General features: G+C 51.7%; 12 protein-coding genes. 3 read left to right on the top strand and 9 right to left on the bottom strand.

Annotation, left to right across the window (positions count from 1 at the left end):
* Positions 1 to 22 precede the first annotated feature (22 nt).
* Complete coding sequence (locus tag Q5Y71_RS00380) at positions 23 to 1,336, top strand: aminotransferase class III-fold pyridoxal phosphate-dependent enzyme (RefSeq protein ID WP_306039130.1); 1,314 nt, start codon at positions 23 to 25, stop codon at positions 1,334 to 1,336.
* 395 nt (positions 1,337 to 1,731) lie between these two features.
* Positions 1,732 to 2,328, top strand: coding sequence for an HdeD family acid-resistance protein (locus tag Q5Y71_RS00375; RefSeq protein ID WP_301415931.1), 597 nt, complete (start codon positions 1,732 to 1,734; stop codon positions 2,326 to 2,328).
* 327 nt (positions 2,329 to 2,655) lie between these two features.
* Here Q5Y71_RS00375 and Q5Y71_RS00370 read toward each other — a convergent pair whose 3' ends face one another.
* On the bottom strand, positions 2,656 to 4,188 hold the full coding sequence (locus Q5Y71_RS00370) for a cryptochrome/photolyase family protein (RefSeq protein ID WP_306039128.1): 1,533 nt from the start codon (positions 4,186 to 4,188) through the stop codon (positions 2,656 to 2,658).
* 636 nt (positions 4,189 to 4,824) lie between these two features.
* Here Q5Y71_RS00370 and pepN point away from each other — a divergent pair.
* Complete coding sequence (gene pepN, locus Q5Y71_RS00365; protein ID WP_306039126.1) at positions 4,825 to 7,527, top strand: aminopeptidase N; 2,703 nt, start codon at positions 4,825 to 4,827, stop codon at positions 7,525 to 7,527.
* A 178-nt stretch (positions 7,528 to 7,705) separates the two neighbouring features.
* On the opposite strand, the gene tssH is transcribed toward pepN, so the two are convergent.
* From tssH to tssA, 8 genes are all read right to left on the bottom strand, one after another.
* The gene (tssH, locus tag Q5Y71_RS00360; protein ID WP_306039125.1) at positions 7,706 to 10,369 is read right to left on the bottom strand and encodes a type VI secretion system ATPase TssH; all 2,664 of its coding nucleotides are present in this window, start codon (positions 10,367 to 10,369) and stop codon (positions 7,706 to 7,708) included.
* Positions 10,370 to 10,397: 28 nt separating this feature from the next.
* The gene (gene tssG / locus Q5Y71_RS00355; RefSeq protein ID WP_306039123.1) at positions 10,398 to 11,540 is read right to left on the bottom strand and encodes a type VI secretion system baseplate subunit TssG; all 1,143 of its coding nucleotides are present in this window, start codon (positions 11,538 to 11,540) and stop codon (positions 10,398 to 10,400) included.
* Positions 11,504 to 13,333, bottom strand: a complete 1,830-nt coding sequence (gene tssF / locus Q5Y71_RS00350; protein WP_306039122.1) for a type VI secretion system baseplate subunit TssF — start codon at positions 13,331 to 13,333, stop codon at positions 11,504 to 11,506. Before tssF ends, tssG begins: the two co-directional genes overlap by 37 nt.
* Positions 13,333 to 13,806, bottom strand: coding sequence for a type VI secretion system baseplate subunit TssE (gene tssE / locus Q5Y71_RS00345; RefSeq protein WP_306039121.1), 474 nt, complete (start codon positions 13,804 to 13,806; stop codon positions 13,333 to 13,335). Before tssE ends, tssF begins: the two co-directional genes overlap by 1 nt.
* Positions 13,807 to 13,810: 4 nt before the next feature.
* Positions 13,811 to 15,325, bottom strand: coding sequence for a type VI secretion system contractile sheath large subunit (tssC, locus tag Q5Y71_RS00340; protein WP_306039119.1), 1,515 nt, complete (start codon positions 15,323 to 15,325; stop codon positions 13,811 to 13,813).
* Positions 15,326 to 15,429: 104 nt separating this feature from the next.
* Positions 15,430 to 16,917, bottom strand: a complete 1,488-nt coding sequence (tssC, locus tag Q5Y71_RS00335) for a type VI secretion system contractile sheath large subunit (protein ID WP_306039118.1) — start codon at positions 16,915 to 16,917, stop codon at positions 15,430 to 15,432.
* Positions 16,914 to 17,435: a type VI secretion system contractile sheath small subunit gene (gene tssB, locus Q5Y71_RS00330; protein WP_306039116.1), complete on the bottom strand. Its 522-nt coding sequence runs from the start codon at positions 17,433 to 17,435 to the stop codon at positions 16,914 to 16,916. Before tssB ends, tssC (Q5Y71_RS00335) begins: the two co-directional genes overlap by 4 nt.
* Before the next feature lie 42 nt (positions 17,436 to 17,477).
* A complete protein-coding gene (gene tssA, locus Q5Y71_RS00325) occupies positions 17,478 to 18,761 on the bottom strand; it encodes a type VI secretion system protein TssA (protein WP_306039115.1) in 1,284 nt (427 codons plus the stop codon).
* Positions 18,762 to 18,782 lie beyond the last annotated feature (21 nt).

The raw sequence follows: 18,782 nt of genomic DNA, 5'->3' as shown, positions 1-18,782 counted from the left end.
GGAACCTGCGGAGATACTGTCTATGTCTGAATTGCAAACCAACGCGTTCTGGATGCCCTTTACACCCAATCGCGCCTTTAAGTCCGCGCCGCGGATTGTGGAACGTGCAGAGGGCATTTACCTCACTGAAAAGGGCGGACGCCAGATTATCGACGCCACTGCAGGTCTCTGGTGCAGCAACGCCGGCCACGGCCGCACGGAGATCGCCGATGCGATCTACAAACAGGCGAAAACCCTCGACTACAGCTCCATCTTTAACTTCGGCCACGAATTGGGTTTCGAATACGCCGAGCGCCTGATACAACATACACCCGATGGCCTGAACCATGTGTTTTTCGGCAACTCCGGCTCGGAGGCGGTGGAAACCGCACTGAAAATTGCCCTGCAGTACCAGCGCGCGCGCGGCAAGGGCACCCGCACCATGTTTATCGGCCGTGAAAAAGGCTACCACGGGGTGAACTTCGGTGGTATTTCCGTGGGCGGTATTGCCCCCAATTACCAGAGTTTTGGCCAGCCGGTAAAAGCCAACCATCTGCGCCACACACTGGATATCAAGCGCAATGCCTTTAGCCGGGGCCTGCCGCTGCACGGTGTGGAACTGGCGGAAGACCTGGAGCGCCTGGTGAATTTCCACGGTGCAGACCAGATTGCCGCGGTCATCGTAGAGCCTTTTGCCGGGGCCGGCGGTGTGGTGTTGCCACCAAAGGGCTACCTGCAGCGCCTGCGCGCCATCTGCGACAAGCACGACCTGCTGCTGATTTTCGACGAGGTAATTTCGGGCTGGGGCCGCACCGGTTCCGCGTTCGGCGCCATCGAGTTTGGTGTCACCCCGGATATGATTACCTCGGCCAAGGGTATTACCAATGCAACAGTGCCCCTTAGTGCGGTATTCGTACAGGAGGAGATACACAACACCATCATGGATGCCGCTGGGGAAGGTATGGTCGAATTCTTCCACGGCTACACCTACTCTGCACATCCGGTGGCCTGTGCCGCAGGTATGGCGACTTTGGATATCTACGAGCGCGAAGGTCTGCTCACCCGTGCCTCCGGCGACATTGCCAAATACTGGGAAGATGCCCTGCACAGTCTGGGAGACGGGCACAATGTGATTGATGTGCGCAATTACGGCCTGGTGGGTGCGATTGAGCTGCGCGCACCGGAAAAGCTCAGTGGTAAATTCGGTGCCAAGGTTTCCGGCATGGCCTGGGAGGCGGGCGTGATGACTCGCGGTATCGGCGACGCCCTGTGCATGTCGCCACCGCTGGTTATTGAAAAGCATGAGATCGACGCAATTGTTGACAAACTGCGCAGCGTGCTCAGTACGCTTTCCTGATAGACAAAGTCTAAGGTTTTCCCCAGCATCCCTGCTGGGGAGCCTTCACTCCTATTCACCGAGTAATCAAATGGGTTGTGGAAAACCTGTCCGCAGCGCCTTTGAAACACTGACGAGCATTCAAAAATTGTCCACCATAGAACAGCCTTCGCAACGCGGCAACGGCCCTGACTTGTACTCCACAAACCCAATTCGCCAGTTGCAGCTACACTGGAGATAGCGGCCCGCGGCGCGATCCCGGTCTTTGCAGAGTCGACTGTCGGGTCGCGCTCGTGGGCCGCCTCCATCAATTCCTCCGTTTTTTCATTCATTAGCTGGGAAAATTCCCCAAAAACTGGGTATTTATGCCCGGTAAGACTTAAACTGAAGAAAAGATGTCATTTGGGTATTACTGTATGTCCACTGATCCCTCTTCTTTTCCTGCGAGTCGAATTTTACCGGCACTGTCGGCCAACTGGTGGCTACTGCTGCTTCGGGGAATCATCGCGGTTATTTTTGGTGTACTCACATTTATCTGGCCGGGCCTTACTCTGCTTACCCTGGTTTTGCTATTCGGTATTTACGCCTTGCTGGATGGTATTTTTTCCCTGGTTGCGGCTGTTCTTGGGCGACACAAATCCTCGCCCTTATGGTGGCTGATTGTATCCGGGTTAATCAGCCTGGCTGCCGGTATCGTGACTTTCCTTTATCCACAGATTACCGCCTTAGTGCTGGTGATTTTTATTGGTGCCTGGGCACTGGTACGGGGTATTTTTGAAATTGTCGGGGCGGTTCGCCTGCGCAAGGAGATTGACAACGAGTGGCTGCTGATTGCAATCGGCATACTCTCGGTCATTTTCGGTATTGCCATACTGGTCAGCCCCGGTGCCGGAGCCCTTGCATTGGTATGGGTGATTGGAGCCTATGCGATCATTTTCGGCCTGCCCATGATCTGGCTGGCATTTCGCCTGCGCAAACATGAAAAGGCTGCGTCAGTATCCTCAGGAGATTGAGTATTCACTCTGCAATCACCCTGAGGGCCTATGACTGATTCGGCTATCGCCCGAAAACCTGACAGCGCTGCACAGTTGCCCTAAGCCGTGACCGGTAGCGGCCAGCAGCATGCTCATTTTGTTATTCGCTATGCAGGCGTGTTCTGGCTAGCACACAACAGGGTATTAACACCTCTGTGGAACCGCAGCGCCGTTTAGGTAATGAAGCCATAGCGCGGGATTCTCCGCAACCCAATGTCGGTCAAAGGAGATTTTGCACAGACAACTTTTATTTTCCCGTTTCAGTTTTTGGGAAATTGGAGATATCAGCGATAAAAATACCAAAAATTACTTACTCATTGACCGAATAAAGCTATTGGCCTGGTGGCGTATACTCTGCCGCTCTTTTTTTGATTTTTTATCTAATATGCTGAGTACCATGGCCATTCTGGGATTGCCTTTGAAATAGGCATACTTTTCCATCAAGAAATTCCAGTAAAGATAATTGAATGGACATGCCCCCTCACCCGTCTTTTTATTGACGTTATACTTGCAATCCCGGCAGTAGTTACTCATTTTGTTAATGTAAGCGCCGCTACTAATATAAGGTTTGGTGGCGATCAATCCGCCATCGGCAAATTGACTCATACCCCGTGTATTGGGCATCTCCACCCACTGGACAGCATCTATATAGATTCCCAGATACCAGGCATCGATCTGATCCGGGTGTATCTGCGTGAGAAGCGCAAAGTTTCCTGTAACCATCAGGCGCTGTATATGGTGCGCATAGCTGTGCTCCAGACTGTTTTTGATTGTGTGGTACAGGCAGTTCATGTCAGTATCCGCCGTCCAATACCATTTCGGCAGTCGATTTCTGTTCTGCAAGACATTGCAGTGCGTGTATCCGGGCATCTCTCGCCAATAAATACCGCGCATATATTCCCGCCATCCCAATATCTGCCGGACAAACCCCTCGACCTGGTTGATATGAACAGTCCGCCGGCTTTTTCGCCACCGATGAATTGCGGCGTCTATCACCTCTCGTGGACTCAACAGCTTGCAATTGAGAGAAAAGCTGAGTCGGCTGTGGAAAAGATAAGTTTCCTCTGGATCCATGGCATCCTGATAGTCACCAAAGTGTGGCAACAGGTGGTTACAAAAGTGTTGCAGCATTTTCAAACTGTCTTTGCGGTCTCCCGGCCATGAAAACCCTTCTGGTGTTATTTCCCCTATGGTTTTTACACCCGCTTGCCGGATACGGGCCAGGGTGTTACTCACATCCTTGCGAAACCGGCATTGTCTGGGCACTGGCAAATCGCCCTTCCACTTGTTGCGGTTACTCTGGTCGTAATTCCATTTGCCGCCCTCCGGTTCGCCTCGTGACGTAACGAGGATTTCGTGCTCTTTGCGCATATGACGATAGAATTTTTCCATTAGCAGAATTTTTTTACCACGGAAAAAATTCGACAACATCTCTCTGCTGGTAAAAAAGTGTTCCGTGTCGTAGGCACAGCACTCTATGTCCAGTTCCCGGGTGAGCATTTTCAACTGTTGATCCAGACGGTACTCATCCGGGAGCTGGTACTCAAACTTCCGAATAGCAAAACGCTTGATCAGCTGCTTGATATTTCCCGCAAGGTTTTGCTGGTTTTCCCTGTGATCTAATTGGTAGTAAATAACCCGCTTCCCATGGGATTCCAGCCAATTGGCAAACTTGCTTATAGCCTCAAAGAAGGCCACGATTTTTTGGATATGATGTACTGTATAATCCGTTTCCTGACGCATCTCTGCGATAAAGTAGAGCACCTCGTCACCGTTTTCGCGGTACCAGGAATGCTTGTGATTCAGTTGATCACCAAGGATCAGTCGCAGGGTTTTCACAGGGGCGTCCTCTCGGCGATAGCACGTATCCCTTCCTTAGTTATTACAGCCTGGGCTGGCCAGTAACGCCTTTCTTGGAAAATAGGGAGCAAAAATACTCCACCCAATGGAATGCCGGCCCTGTCCCCAGTCCCCTTCGGGTCATTGCTGGTAACTCATAGGGACGACCTGATTCGTCCAGTAGTTACCGATGGGCGCCAAGGGTAACTGACAGTGCCGCCGGAAGTGTCACTATCCCTTAAGCGCAGTGCCAACGCGGGGCTCTGCTCTGCGTGCACCCACAGGGTGTTCTGGTTTACATATAGCAAAACTTCCCGACTCTCTCCATGTAGGGCACTATTACGGGGGGGACTAATCACCCTGGGAAGCGAAACTGGAGCTCATCGCACAAATTCAACCTTTTAGCGTATAATCCCGCCTGGTAATAAACCTGCCTGCAGCTCATCGGGTAGACTGTCCATTTGGCAGTTTATTGGTTTTACGAAGCTACCCACCCTAGTGGATGGGACCGACCACCACATTCCTACCAGCAGGTTTTGCGATGCTGCCGTTATTCACTCACACGGCAACAGGGCCTGCTGCATCCATATTAGCAATCAAGAATAATGAAAACGTAGCCAGTACAGAGAGGAAAATATGACCCACAAGAGCAAACTGGCGGCACCCGGGCTTGCCGTCACCCTGATCTGCAGTATCACCCTGGCCGCTTGCAGCCAGGATTCCAGCGCGCCAAAATCCGCCCCCGATGCAGTGGCCATACCCCAGGCCAGAACTGCGGCAGCGGGGCTTTCTGAAGAGTACGCCAAACTGCGCAAGCAACAGGTGGCCCAGGTGGACTACCAGCTCAGTGTCAATTTAGACAGGGAGAGCGATCGCTTCTCCGGCACTGTCACAGCCGATACGACCTTCCAGCATATCCTGCAGCAACCACTGACAATCGATTTCGCTGGGGGTACGGTAGAATCTGTCGCTGTGGACGGCCAGAATATTCCCGTCGAGTACAACGGCCACTTTATTACGATTGCCGCACAGTTCATCCCCAATTTACAGCATGCTATCACGGTGCATTTCCAGCACCCCTTTTCTAAAAACGGCTCCGGACTTCATCGCTTTGAGGATCCCAAAGATGGCAAAGTCTATACGTACACAGACTTCGAACCCTATGACGCGAACCGTCTGTTCCCGCATTTCGACCAGCCAAATCTCAAAGCGCGCTATACCCTGGACGTTACCGCTCCCAAAGATTGGATAGTGATTAGTGCCGAGCGGGAAAACCGTATAGAGAAAAAGGGGGAATTGCGTCACTGGTTCTTCCCGCAAAGCCAGAAGTTCTCATCCTATGTTTTCTCCCTTCACGCCGGCCCCTATCATATCTGGGAAGACGAGGCCGATGGCATTCCCCTGCGATTGATGGCCCGCCAAAGTCTGGCACAGTATGTTAAGCCCGAAGACTGGTTCACTTTTACCAAACAGTCTTTTGCGTTTTTTCAGCCCTACTTTGACATTGATTATCCTTTTAAAAAGTACGACCAGATTCTGGTACCCGATTTCAATGCCGGTGCTATGGAAAACGTAGGGTCAGTGACTTTTAACGATAGTTACGTTTCCCGTGGTGAGAAAACCCAAGCACAGCGAATGCGTCTTGCCAATGTGATTGCCCATGAAATGGCCCACCAGTGGTTTGGCGATCTGGTGACCATGAACTGGTGGGATGACTTATGGCTGAACGAGAGTTTCGCCACCTATATGGCCAACCTGTCCCTAGCGGAAAACAGTGAATTTACCAATGTCTGGGAAAATTTTTATCTCGGCACCAAACAATGGGCCTATAACGCAGACCAACGCCCCACTACCCATGCTATTCAATTGCCAGTCCAAAACACCGATGAGGCTTTCGCTAATTTTGATGGTATCACTTACGGGAAAGGCGGCTCTATCCTTAAACAGCTCCCCTACTACCTGGGCAAGGAGGCGTTTCGAAAGGGAGTCAGCAACTATCTGAAAGAGTTGTCCTACCGCAACTCGACTCTGGATGACTTTATGGGCCATCTGGGTGCAGCCGCCGGGATGGATCTGGAACAGTGGCAACAACAGTGGCTCTACAAAGCTGGCCTGAACACCATTGAGACCAGCTTTCAGTGTCAAAAAGGTCAAATTACAGAACTGACGCTGACACAGACTGCGCCCACGGAATATCCGATCTTGCGGACACAACGCACACAACTCGGTTTCTACCGCATGAATGGCGACAGTATGAAGCGGGTTGCAACTCTGCCTGTGCTGTACAGCGGCGCAATAACCAAAGTAAAGGAGGCCGTAGGCCTTCCCTGCCCGGAGATTCTCTATCCCAACGAAGGAGACTGGGCATTTGTCAAAATAAATCTGGATCCTGTGTCCGTGGAGAACATGTCAAAACACATTAACCAGATCGAACCACCCTTTGTGCGCTTGATGTTGTGGCAGAGCCTGTTTGACAGTACTTATGATGCAAAACTGCCACTGGACAAATATATCAGCTTCCTTCTCAGCAATGGTGCCGCTGAAGAAGATATTAACGCGGTTCGTTTGAATGCCCGCAATCTGGGCTTTGTCTATAGTTACCTGAGTCAAATTCCCATTGAAAGTGCACGCCGGGATGCACTGCAACTGTCCATCGAAAAATTCATCTGGGAACAGTTGCAGCAGTCTCCCGCAGGTAGTGACAGGCAGAAAACCTGGTTCAGGGCCTTTACCGGTACAGCCCATTCCCCCCGTGCCCTCTCCAATGCCAGACAGATGCTGTTAGGGGAGCTGGCTGTTGATGGTCTTAAACTGGACCCGGATATGCGCTGGGACCTGATCACTCTGCAAAATCGTTATTTATTTTCCGACTACGAACAGGCTGTTGAGCGCGAGTTACAAACGGACAATTCCGACCGTGCAAAACTCAACGCCATTGCAGCAGAAGCTGTACGCCCACTGCCACAAAGTAAACAAAAGTGGCTGGACAACCTGAGCATGCATCGGGATAAATACAAATTGAGTGAACTCCGGGAGGCCGCCTATTCGATGTTTCCCTCCGAACAAATCGGCCCGTTTAATAACAACAGCGCACGTATTTTTGAAGTATTGGAGCAAATCAACGCTGAGGATTCTCCGGAGTTACTGAGCACTTATGCGAGTATCTTTCCGTTGATCTGCAACAAAGCGGGGGCACAGAAACTCAAAGACACACTGGAAGAAAATCAACAACTCAAGCCGACTCTGGTCAAGGCACTTAAAAATCACCTTTACTCGAGCCGTCGCTGCATGGCCATGGGAGAGGTATTGGCACAAAACCGTACCCCGGTTGCGAAATAGACTGCCAAGCCAATGACACCCAAAGGATCCCCACCATCAGTTGGTGGTGGGGATCATGGAAAATCAGATCAATTCACAACCGAATTTTGTCTGCCAGTGATACCTGTACATCAAATCGTGGGCGGCCTAAAGCCCGCTTGAGTGCTCAAGCACACTGTCTCATGACTGCACCTTCGATTTAATCTACGTTGTATGATAAGTCGCCGGTTGCACTCCCAGACACCCTGATGCTTTTGACCGTTTCGCCTTTCGCCATTTTATCCAGACACACACTGGCCAATTCAGGCAGGATGGTCCTGTTGAGAATAACTTCGATATTACGGGCACCTGTATCAGTCTCATGACACCGGGCGACGATATTGATCAACGCATTTTCATCAAATGAAAAGGATGCACCATAATGCTCCCCTATACGTTTCTCGATCTTGCACATATGGAGTTTGCAAATGGTCATCAGATCCTCATCATCCAGCGGATAATAGGCAATCACATTAGAGCGACCGAGAAATGCCGGTTTGAATTTCTGTAAAAGGTGAGAGCGGATATTATCCAGTAATACCTCCGGTTCCGGCCTCTCCTCCACCTGGTTAAAGATAGCCCTGATCGCCTCCTCGCCGGCATTGGAGGTCATGATAATAACGGTATTCTTGAAATCGATATCCCGACCCTCACCGTCTTTTATGCTGCCTTTATCAAACAGATTGTAGAAAATATCCTGCACCCCGGGATGGGCTTTTTCAATCTCATCCAATAAAATGACCGAATACGGCTTGCGTCGTGCAGCTTCGGTCAATACTCCACCTTCGCCGTATCCGACATAGCCGGGGGGTGAACCGAGTAACATGGAAACCTTATGCTCCTCTTTAAACTCGGCCATATTAATAGTTGTGATATTCTGCTCACCGCCAAAGAGTTCATCCGCCAGGGCCAGTGCGGTCTCGGTTTTACCCACACCGCTGGTGCCGCAGAACATAAATACGCCCACAGGCTTGCGGGGGTCGGTCAGACCGGCGCGAGCGGTGCGAATGGCCTGTGCGATTGCTTCAATCGCGTGAGGCTGCCCGATAATGCGTTTGTTTAAGCGTTCGGCCAAAGTCTTCACGGCGATGATCTCATCGCTCACCATCTTGCCAAGGGGAATCCCTGTCCAGTTAGCAACCACTGCAGCAATGGCCTGCTCATCCACAGCGGGTTGTATTAAAGGGGTATTGCCCTGGACCTCCAGCAGGTCCGCAGAGAGAGATTTAAGCTGTTGTTGACAATCCGCCAGTGCGGCGGCATCCGGTACCCCATCACTGTCCTGAATATTCATAAATTCCGCATCAATTTGATCGCGTAGGTTCCGGATCTGCCCGACCAACTCACGCTCTTTAACCAACTGCTGCTCAAGCGTGGTTAAACGCTGTTCTTCCGTTTGCTTAACCGCATTCAGCTCGGCCAACTCGTCTTCATATCCACCCAGAGCTGCGTTTTCACGCTCCAGCTTACTCAGAGTTGTTTCGGTGCGAGCGATCGTGTTGCGGGCATCTTCAATAGATCCAGGTGTAGAAGACTGGCTGAGCGCAACCCGGGCGCAGGCGGTATCTAACAGGCTCACGGATTTATCCGGTAACTGGCGTCCGGGAATATAGCGATGTGACAGTTTTACAGAAGCGATAATAGCCTCATCCAGGATACGCACTTTGTGATGCTGCTCCAGACTGTTGGCAATACCACGCATCATATCGATGGCATTTTCTTCACCAGGCTCCTCTACTTTCACAACCTGGAAACGCCTGGTCAGTGCGGGGTCGCGCTCAAAATATTTTTTATATTCCGCCCAGGTGGTCGCCGCAAGTGTGCGCAGTTCCCCCCTGGCCAGAGCCGGCTTTAACAGGTTGGCTGCATCTCCCTGTCCTTCCTTACCGCCTGCACCTATCATGGTATGGGCTTCATCGATAAACAAAATGATCGGCGTTGCCGAAGCGCGAATCTCTCCAATCACGGACTTCAGGCGGTTTTCGAATTCACCTTTGACACTGGCACCGGCCTGCAAGAGACCGAGATCCAGAGTGCGAACCGTCACCCCTCTGAGCGGTTCGGGTACATCACCGCTGGCAATTCGCAGGGCAAAACCCTCAACCACGGCAGTTTTACCCACACCAGCTTCACCGGTCAGTATCGGATTGTTCTGTCGGCGGCGTGTCAAAATATCAATACACTGGCGAATTTCTTCATCCCGGCCAAGAACTGGATCCACTTCCCCCTGCCTGGCCCTTTCGGTTAAATTAATGGTGTATTTGTCCAGCGCCGGCGCCTTGCTCACTACCACGGTCGCTGCAGTATTGTCTCCATCCTTTGTCACATTCGTTACTGAATGGCTGGATTCCCCACTCTGGCCAAACATGGCCCGCGCTGTTTCCCGAAGGGATTCGGGTGCAATGTTTTTAAGTTCCGGGCAGGATTCCAGTATCTGCCTTCTAGAGGTTTCCTCCAGTATCAAGGCAGCCAAAAAATGTCCCGAACCAATAGCGCGGTGACCATAGTCAATAGAGGCGAGCATCCAGGCATTTTTACTGACTTCCACAATAGTCGGCGACAACGCCGGGGGACGACTGCTGCCGGTACGGAACCCCGCGATGGCAGTTGCCAGCTGTTTGGCTAACCTTTCCGGATTGCCACCATGTTCTTTCACTAGCAGGTAGAGATCCGTATCAGACCGATCCAAAAGCTTCAACATCCAGTGTTCAAGCTCAACATTGTATTGATTTTGCGCCAGACACAGCCCCGCGGCGCCTTCAAGAGCATCGCGCATATACGGTGTCATGTTATCCACAAGCCGTTTAAGATCGATATGTATCACGAGATAAAATTCCTTTTAATTTTGATATTTAAAAAAAAGCTTCTGCGCTGGGTAATGCTTCATCAGGGGATATATTTTCGGCACTCAGAGTGATTTCTACGAGCCCGGCAGTCTCCTGGCCTCTGACCATGTAGGTGTTCCAGCCCAGCAGGGGCGCATGTTCAGATTGCCTGTTTAGCTGTACCGGTGGTACCTGATTTATGGGAAGAGTAACTAAAAGTTCAAAATTCAGTTCTATTCCCGCACTGAATTTGATAAATGTCTTCAGTGTCTCCAGCTTTTGAGTACCGGGAGCGATCATCATAAACTGCTCATACACCATTGGCTCAATAATCACCCGAAATTTATTTTGGGCCTGGAAGCAATGGGTACCCAGGATGGTGTTTTTCCCCAGGCAATTATTCACTCCTGTAGGTGCGCTTGCACATGGTAAACGACACAAAATGTCCCTGGGCAGCGCATCCCACTGGCCTTGAAACTGCTCAATTGTGACTGACAAACTAAAGTAATGTTTAATCATGCCAGTCAGTGCAGCAGCAGAACAACGTCCTCGGCTGTAGTGGCCTGTCATGCCCAGAAGGGCCTCATCGGGCATGGGCATACGGTAACGCATTTCGCTGGTGCCCAATCCAGCCAAAGCAGCGATCCCCTGAGTGAACAGATCCGGTTCCCGTTCCTTGCGCAACCGCTGCCTTTCATAATTGACCGGAAGTTGGTATTTGGACCACGCTTGAAAGAGTAGCGAGATATGACGGTGATTGAACAGGTTGAGAAAATCCCGTAAGGCGGTGTTATTTTCCCGAAGTTCCCTCTGCACAAGCTCTGTAAGATAGTAGGGCATAACCCCCTGGCTGCCAATCAGCCCGGTAAAGCCCACTTCCATCTGCCACTGGTTTAATAGGCTGTCCTGAGCGTCACTTTCGCCAACTGGCTTCCTCTCCAGACTCAGCACATCTGAACCGACAAAAGAAAGTCCACACTGGGCACTAAAACGTATGAACTCCGTGGAGGGCGGTGCTGCACCGGCAATAGCTGCATTACAAAAATCACCATCGGCCATGGTTACAGCCCGCTCTATAAGTCGAACGGCCTGGTAGAAGGCAAAATTATAGGGCTCCCGGCGCAGCTGTTCTATTACAGTAACGCTTTTTCTCCGGCGCGAGGTGGCCATCTCTTCAGCTCCCCATCTCTGCCGCTCATCCTGGCAGTTAATTTAGTAAAGGAATTAATGGAACAATAGAGGCCAAGGAAGCGTTCGATAATACTGGCAAACAAAAGCGGGCTGGTTCCTGTCAGCATCATTGAATCCAGTTCAATGTCAACCTCAGTGCCCCGACAGAGTACAATGCTCTGGTCTATTTGTATCGGCGCGGTGATCGGTTTGGTATTCAGTGTTAAAAGCGATTCGATCAAGTTCCTTATACTGGCGGAATCACGAAAGTCATACAGCCTGAATATCTCCTTGAGGGCATCACACCCCTGGGTTCCGCAAATAGACAGATGATTCAAATTCAAATGGGAAATCAGCCGCCAATAGCCCCGCTCCCGCCTCGGTGGCCGCAGCGTGGCACTTGGTGCGACAACACAGCTGATACGACTTGCCGGGAGATCCCCATCTACCACTTCCAGGTAAGGTTGCGCATTGCCGCTGGGGAGTTTTCTGGCAAGATTCCGATTACAGCAGGTTAACTTGACATCCAGTGTCTGATCACTGATCCGGTGCGGGTTAAACTCCAGGTCCACCAAGCTAATATCCACTTCCGAGGCAGATTCATTGCGGTGCTCCCCCTCAATGACCTCACGCCGCCGGCTGAACCAGAAAGCTGACTGTTCCGAATGATGCTGACTGTGCTTTATGCCATAAAATGGTCGGAACTTGGTTGTCTCTCCCTTTCCATCCGTTGCGGTAACCTCATCAATAGAGTAGATTTCCAGACCGTCACTGCGACGGGCATCGGGCACTATTTGATACTGATACTGCATATGAGTTAGTGGAACAGGGTCTGCACTTTGAGTGAAAAGATTCACTACCGGTGTACAGCCGAGCACAAACATGCCCGGCACCAATTGTTTTTCGAGTTCTTCGTGGGTTTCCGAGAGATAAAAATAGAGTGTGAGGGAGTCTTTATAGCTCTCGTTAATTGCCCTTCTGATATTTTTGATATCCAGAAACAGGAATTTCTCTGGAAAGGCAAAATATTCCGTAAGCAGGCGATAGCCGATGAATGCCGTGTCGGGATACGGCAGCAGGCCCTGATCCTTATCCAGCCCCACTTGTCCGATATCCTCCGGAGACAAAAACGTGGGCTTGGAGTCAGTCTCACTGTGCGCCACTACCAGTTTTATACACTTTGTCAGCAGCAAATCATATAGGCTGTAGACATGTGCGGGTTGTCCCCGCAGGAAAAAACGCAAACACTGCGGTTGCATTTCCGCAAAGCTCAAATCCGGGCTCAGGGTTTTCAGGGTTAACTTGAGAACCGCATTGGCACCCTGGACATCATTACAGCCAGGTGCAATAAATGGCCTGGGCATCAGGCTCGCACTCGTGGGCTGGAAGGGACTGATTTCCACGGGATAGCAAGTGGTAAACCGGCAGGCCTGACCCTGAAAGGGCTCGCTTTCCAGAAGGGTCCTGGCTGCCACCGGCGTTATGGCATCGAGATCCGCATCCGGCTCAAACTGCACAATGGCGCAGGAGGGAATCGGGCGCAAATAGTGCGGATAGAGGGTTTCCAGCATAGCATCTGTGAGTTCGGGAAAGTCGTCGCTGAGCTTCTGCTGTACCCGCGCATTCATGTAGGCAAATCCCGATAGCAGACGACCCACCAAGGGGTCATCCACAGTTTCCGTATCCAGTTGTAACCTGGCGGCCGCAGCGGGGTGCATGCGGGCAAACTCAGCGGCTGTCTGCTGAATAAAGGCCAACTCGCGCTCATAGAGATCGATTAAACGTTCACTCATTATATAATCTCAGACACATCGACCATTTGGGTCACAGGATTCAGCGCAGAATCAAAAACAATGACCTCGGAGGCCGGATTGACATATAACACCGCTTCGACACGAAACCGTATACTCGGGTCCTCCATATCTATCTTTTCCTGTGTCGTCACCTTGACGGAGCGAATCCTCGGCTCAAAATGCACAATCGTTTGTTCAATATCTCGGCAAAACTGTTTTCTGCTATCCAGAGAAGATAGATTGATTGTGGATAAATCTGGCAGGCCGTAATTAATATTGGAGTCCTGCAGGTGCTTCAGGCTATCTGGTGCAGAAATACAGCGGTAACGCGTATTAAATAAGTACTCGAGGTCCCGCCGCACGCCCTCCCTCAATTGCCGCAGTATTTGGTGTGACTGGTGCATATCCAGTTTGCGGGCGGATTCCAGCAGTCGATCCAAAATCGGTGCCAGCAGACGCTTTTCTTTTGCCATTGTACTAAGCCGCCCCCACGCCAATCGTGGCCAGCGCCGTGGTCAGCTTCAGCTCCGATACAAGATGGTCGACAGTATAGTGGCTCTTCAGGTGGATCACACTCTGATAACTACCGGCTTTGCCCGGTTCGTCGGCCACCTTGACCCGTGCCTCACGCAGAGGGTAACGGGCGAGCATTTCCCAGGAGAGGTCATCCCGTCCAGTCGTATAGAGATCCAACCAGTGCTGTAATTGTCGTTCACAATCCGCCGCATTCATATAAGCGCCCACCTTGTCCCGGATCATTACCTTGATGTAATGGGCAAAGCGCGATGCACAGAGTATCTGCTGCAACATTGAGCTGATCCTGGCATTTGCAGTGGCGGCTGTGGAAGTATACTGCTTGGCTTTTTGCAGCGAGGGAACGCTGTTAAAAGCACAATACGGCGTATCGTAGCAATGGCTCAGACAGGCAAAGCCCAGCTCAGAGAGATCCCGTTCGACAAAATCGGTGACAAGGATGGAGGTGGACATACGCACCATGCCCGGGCGACTGTCGGGCTTGTAGGGCACAACCGGTAACTGGGTTACCAGTCCACCGCCAAGGTGGTCTCGGGCAACTCCGCGGATATGGGAAAACCAGCCGACCTCACTGAATTCCCGCAACAATACCGCACCCAGGGCAAAGCAGGCGTTGCCCCACAAATAGTGCCGGTGATGCAAACCCGAAACCTGTTCCTCAAACCGCAAGCCACGGTATAGTGAAAAATCAACACTATAAGGTTCACGCATCAACACTTGTGGCAGAGTCACTGCGATAAAACGGCTGTCTTCCAACTCGCGAAGACTGTTCCAGCGGATATATTCACCCTGGCGAAAAACTTCAGAAAAGCGGATCGGCTTTGCAAGGTCATCAAAATGGTCCACACCGAACAGTTGCGGGCTGGCCGCACAGACAAAAGGGGCGAATGCGGCGGCCGCTGTATGTGCTATTCCCTGAAGGGTAAAGACATCATCGTACGGGTGTTCCGGTAAAGGGCGGTGGGAAATATAGTAATCCCCCATTAAGAGGCCAAAAGGCTCCCCACCCGGGGTACCGAATTCCTCATTGTAGACTAGGTGGAAAAGACCGGACTGATCAAAATCCGGGGCCCGCTGCAGATCCTTGCTAAGATCCCTCCAGTTCACATCCAGTAGCTTTATCTTAATGTTGTCCGAATGGGGCGTATTGAAAACCAACATGGACAAGCCGCGCCAACTGGCTTCAAGCCGCTGAAAACGACGATGGTGAATAATCCGGTTAACCTGCTCACAAATCAGCTCGTCCAGCTCCGCGATCATCCGACTGAGATACTGGCGAACAGAAAAACGGTTCTTTCCGGAGCAGGGACAGATATCGCTCAACCAGTATTCAAAAGCAAACAGCGTATCCGGTTCCTGTAAAAAAATCCGAAGTTCATTCTGATCCCCCCTGGCCAAATTTTCCGATAGTACTTCTATGTGATCTTCCGCTATCTGATTGGCTGTCTTACAAGGCACCGGACATCCTCACAAGTAGTATTTTTGAGAGACTCGCTAGAATCCCGGCTCGGGGCAAAACCTTTTGATAAGTTGGCCCGCCTTTATCCGACGGGCCTGGGGCACTATCCGGCAGAGGGGATATTCGCCACCATACGCATGGACGTGGTCAATTCCTCCATCTGCAACCAGGGCCTCAGGTAAGCCACGGCGCTATAGCAACCGGGCTGCCCCGGAATTTCCCTGACCTCTACCCGGGCTTCAGAAAGTGGGTATTTCGCCTTCATTTCCGGGCTCGCATCCGGGTTGGAGTTGGTGTATTGAATAATCCACTTATTCAGCCAGCGTTCGCAGTCACTGGCCTCCATAAATGAACCCACTTTGTCCCGCGCCATGACCTTCAGGTAGTGGGCGATACGGGAAGTGGCCATCAGATAGGGAAGTCGCGCGGAAATGGCGGCATTTGAGGTCGCATCCGGATCATCATAGGTCTTGGGTTTTTGTGCACTCTGGGAACCAAAGAAGACAGAGTAGTCGGTATTCTTGTAGTGACACAGGGGCAGAAAACCCTGTGCACTCAACTCTGCCTCCCGGCGATCGGTAATACCGATTTCGGTGGGGCACTTTTGATCCAGGTCACCATCATCGCTCTTGAATACATGAGAAGGCAACCCCTCGACCTTGCCGCCACCCTCGGCACCGCGGATCGCTGTACACCAGGAGTTCTCAGCAAACGCCCTGGTCATAGTGGTGCCCATTACATAAGAGGCGTTCATCCAGCAGTACTGATCGTGCTCCGCGGAGCGGGAAACTCCGGACTCGTCTACTTCAAATTCCTCGAAGTTAAACGCTTCGATCGGCTTGGTATTGGCGCCGTATGGTGTGCGGGCCAGTGTGCGCGGCATTACCAAAGTGACAAACCGGGAGTCGTCACTGTCGCGGAAACTGCGCCACTTGATATATTCAGCGGACTCGAATATACCGCCCAGGTCCCGTGGCTTGGACAGTTCGGTATAATCATCAAAACCAAACATCCCCGCACCTGCAGCTGCGATAAACGGACAGAAACCCGCTGCGGCAACGTTAGACATTTTGCTCAAAAGCTCAATATCTTCCGGATGGCTGGTAAACTCAAAGTCGCCGATCATACAGCCATAGGGCTCTCCCCCCGCGGTGCCAAACTCCTCTTCGTAAATTTTCTTGAAAGTCTGGCTCTGGTCAAATTCAACCGCTTTGTCCAGATCCCGGAATAATTCCCGCTTGCTCAGATTGAGCATGCGTATTTTCATGGTCGCGCCGGTCTCACTGTTCATAACAAGGTGGTTGAGCCCTCTCCACGAGCCCTCCAATTTCTGGAATTTGGAATCGTGCAGGATCGCGGACAATTGTCTGGACATCGCGGTATCAATGGCACTGACCGCTTTTTTAATCGTCTGGGTCAGGTTGCGATCCCAGATCACGGTGCCTTTCAACACCTGCTCGGTGAGATTCGCAAGCAGGTCCTGAGCTTCCTGCGGTTCTGTCTGCTTGGTTGCCGCGATCGCCTGCTCCAGCAGACCCACAGACAGCTCTTCTGCCTCGCTTTCCGCAACGTTTTCTGCTTCTGTACTCATTCTGAGTCCTCTCCCTTATCCCCTTTTAAGCCTAGTTGCTCGGAAATAGCACCCACGTTTTCCGTGCTCTTCAGGATATCCTCAAGCACTTTTTCCAGTTCTTCTGAGCGATCGGCCTTGCTGAGGAGATCACGCAATTTACTGCGCGCCTCGAGAAGCTGCTTCAGTGGCTCAACCTGTTCAACGATTTGCTCGGGGGAAAAGTCATCCATGTGTTTGAAATCGAGATCAACAGCCATTTTGCTGCCGTCACCGGATAGCGTATTTTCCACCTGCAGCTTCAACTTCGGATTCACTTTGGTCATCACGTCATTGAAGTTGTCGCGATCTATTTGCACAAATTTGCGATCCTTCAACACCTTGCGATTTTCGGTGTTATCCCCTGAATAATCACCCATAACACCCGCCACAAAGGGAAGTTCCTTTTTGACTTCAGTGCCATTGGTCTCTACATCGTAAGTAATATGCACACGGGGCTTGCGCACACGCTTGAGTTTATTGTGGATGCTCTCAGACATCTCAGGTCTCCTTTCCTAACTTTAGGGACTGTTGTCAATTAACTACCAACCTGTGCTGGTTTCTTCTTGTGGTTGCCCCCAGCCGTTATCGGAAGCGGACACTGGCCCAGAGGCCGCTGGCACCGGCTCGGGAGCTGCTGGTGCTGGGGAATGGCTGTTACTGGTTACCGGCGGCGCCACGTAGCGCTGTTTATCGGTCCCGTCGAGTCGCACGCCGGTTAACTGGGAGTAAAGCAGACGCGCCTGCTCATCTGGCAGCAGCTCCGCCATCAATTCAGAAACCGTCATACGCCCCCAGCCAATCAACCTTTCCAGACCCGGTGCTAGAGGCGTGTGCGGCTCGTAGGTACGAAAGTACTTCGCGGCCTGCTCCAGTAATTCAAGTGCATCCTCTCGCGAGGACACAGGTCCTGAAGGCGCGGAGAACCCGTTGCCTGCCACACCGCCCTCGACGGGAGTTTCGGAGCCATTTTCACTGGACGGAGCGTCATGCTGCACCACCGCTTCAGCCTGTGCGATCGATTGCAACTGGTTTTTGTAAATAAAGCGCGCCGTGCGCAATACTTCGTCCAGAAGCGAGGAAATATTTGTTGACGGTGGTGCCTCATGGCCACAGCGCTCTCGCAGCGCATTGTTCATATTGCCGAAATGCCCCAGGGCGGTTTCTATTGTCTCAATAAGATTCTGTGCCCAGACGTCACTAGCAGTGTTGACACATTGGTTGACCGCTTCCAGACTGTAGCCCAAGGTCTCAATGCGAGCTGTTTTTGCATCCTCATCCGAAATTCTGTCCGCATCCCGCGCCTGCTGGTGCTGAAAGAATGAGAATGCACCGTAATCACCTTCCGGTGTAATAGCGGCGCTGCGAATTGGCATCATCAGTGTGCCATCACCACCGTCGCCATTGAGGCCGGTCAGTGGTGCCACTTTGGTTTCAATACCGTCTTCGTCGGGCAGCGGGTAGAGACCATCCCAGAAATCTTCTACCAACCGGTCAATCAGCTGAAAGCCATCGCGCAACCCGCTGAATCCGTGCAACCGGATCAGCGCTTCGGTGAACCAGCTGGCAACCTCCAGATCCTTGCTTTTCTTGGTGAGGATTTTTTCTGCGGACTTGGCCACATCGCGCCAGGGCGCCAGCAAATCAGCATCCGTATCATCGAACATGGCCGAGCGCTCAGCCGCTCTGGCACTGTTTCGGGCATCCTTGATGGCATAATACTCTGATGTAGGTGAACGATCCTCGCGGATATCCTCACCGGCGGGTTTTTCTGAAGAAACCGGAGCAACCAGCGCCTCTATATTTACTGTGTTTGGGAATGCCATGAAAAAATCCCTTTTACCGAA

Origin of the sequence: Microbulbifer sp. 2205BS26-8, assembly GCF_030731025.1 — a bacterium.
Lineage (GTDB): Bacteria > Pseudomonadota > Gammaproteobacteria > Pseudomonadales > Cellvibrionaceae > Microbulbifer > Microbulbifer spongiae.
This window is presented reverse-complemented; position numbering and strand designations above follow the sequence as displayed.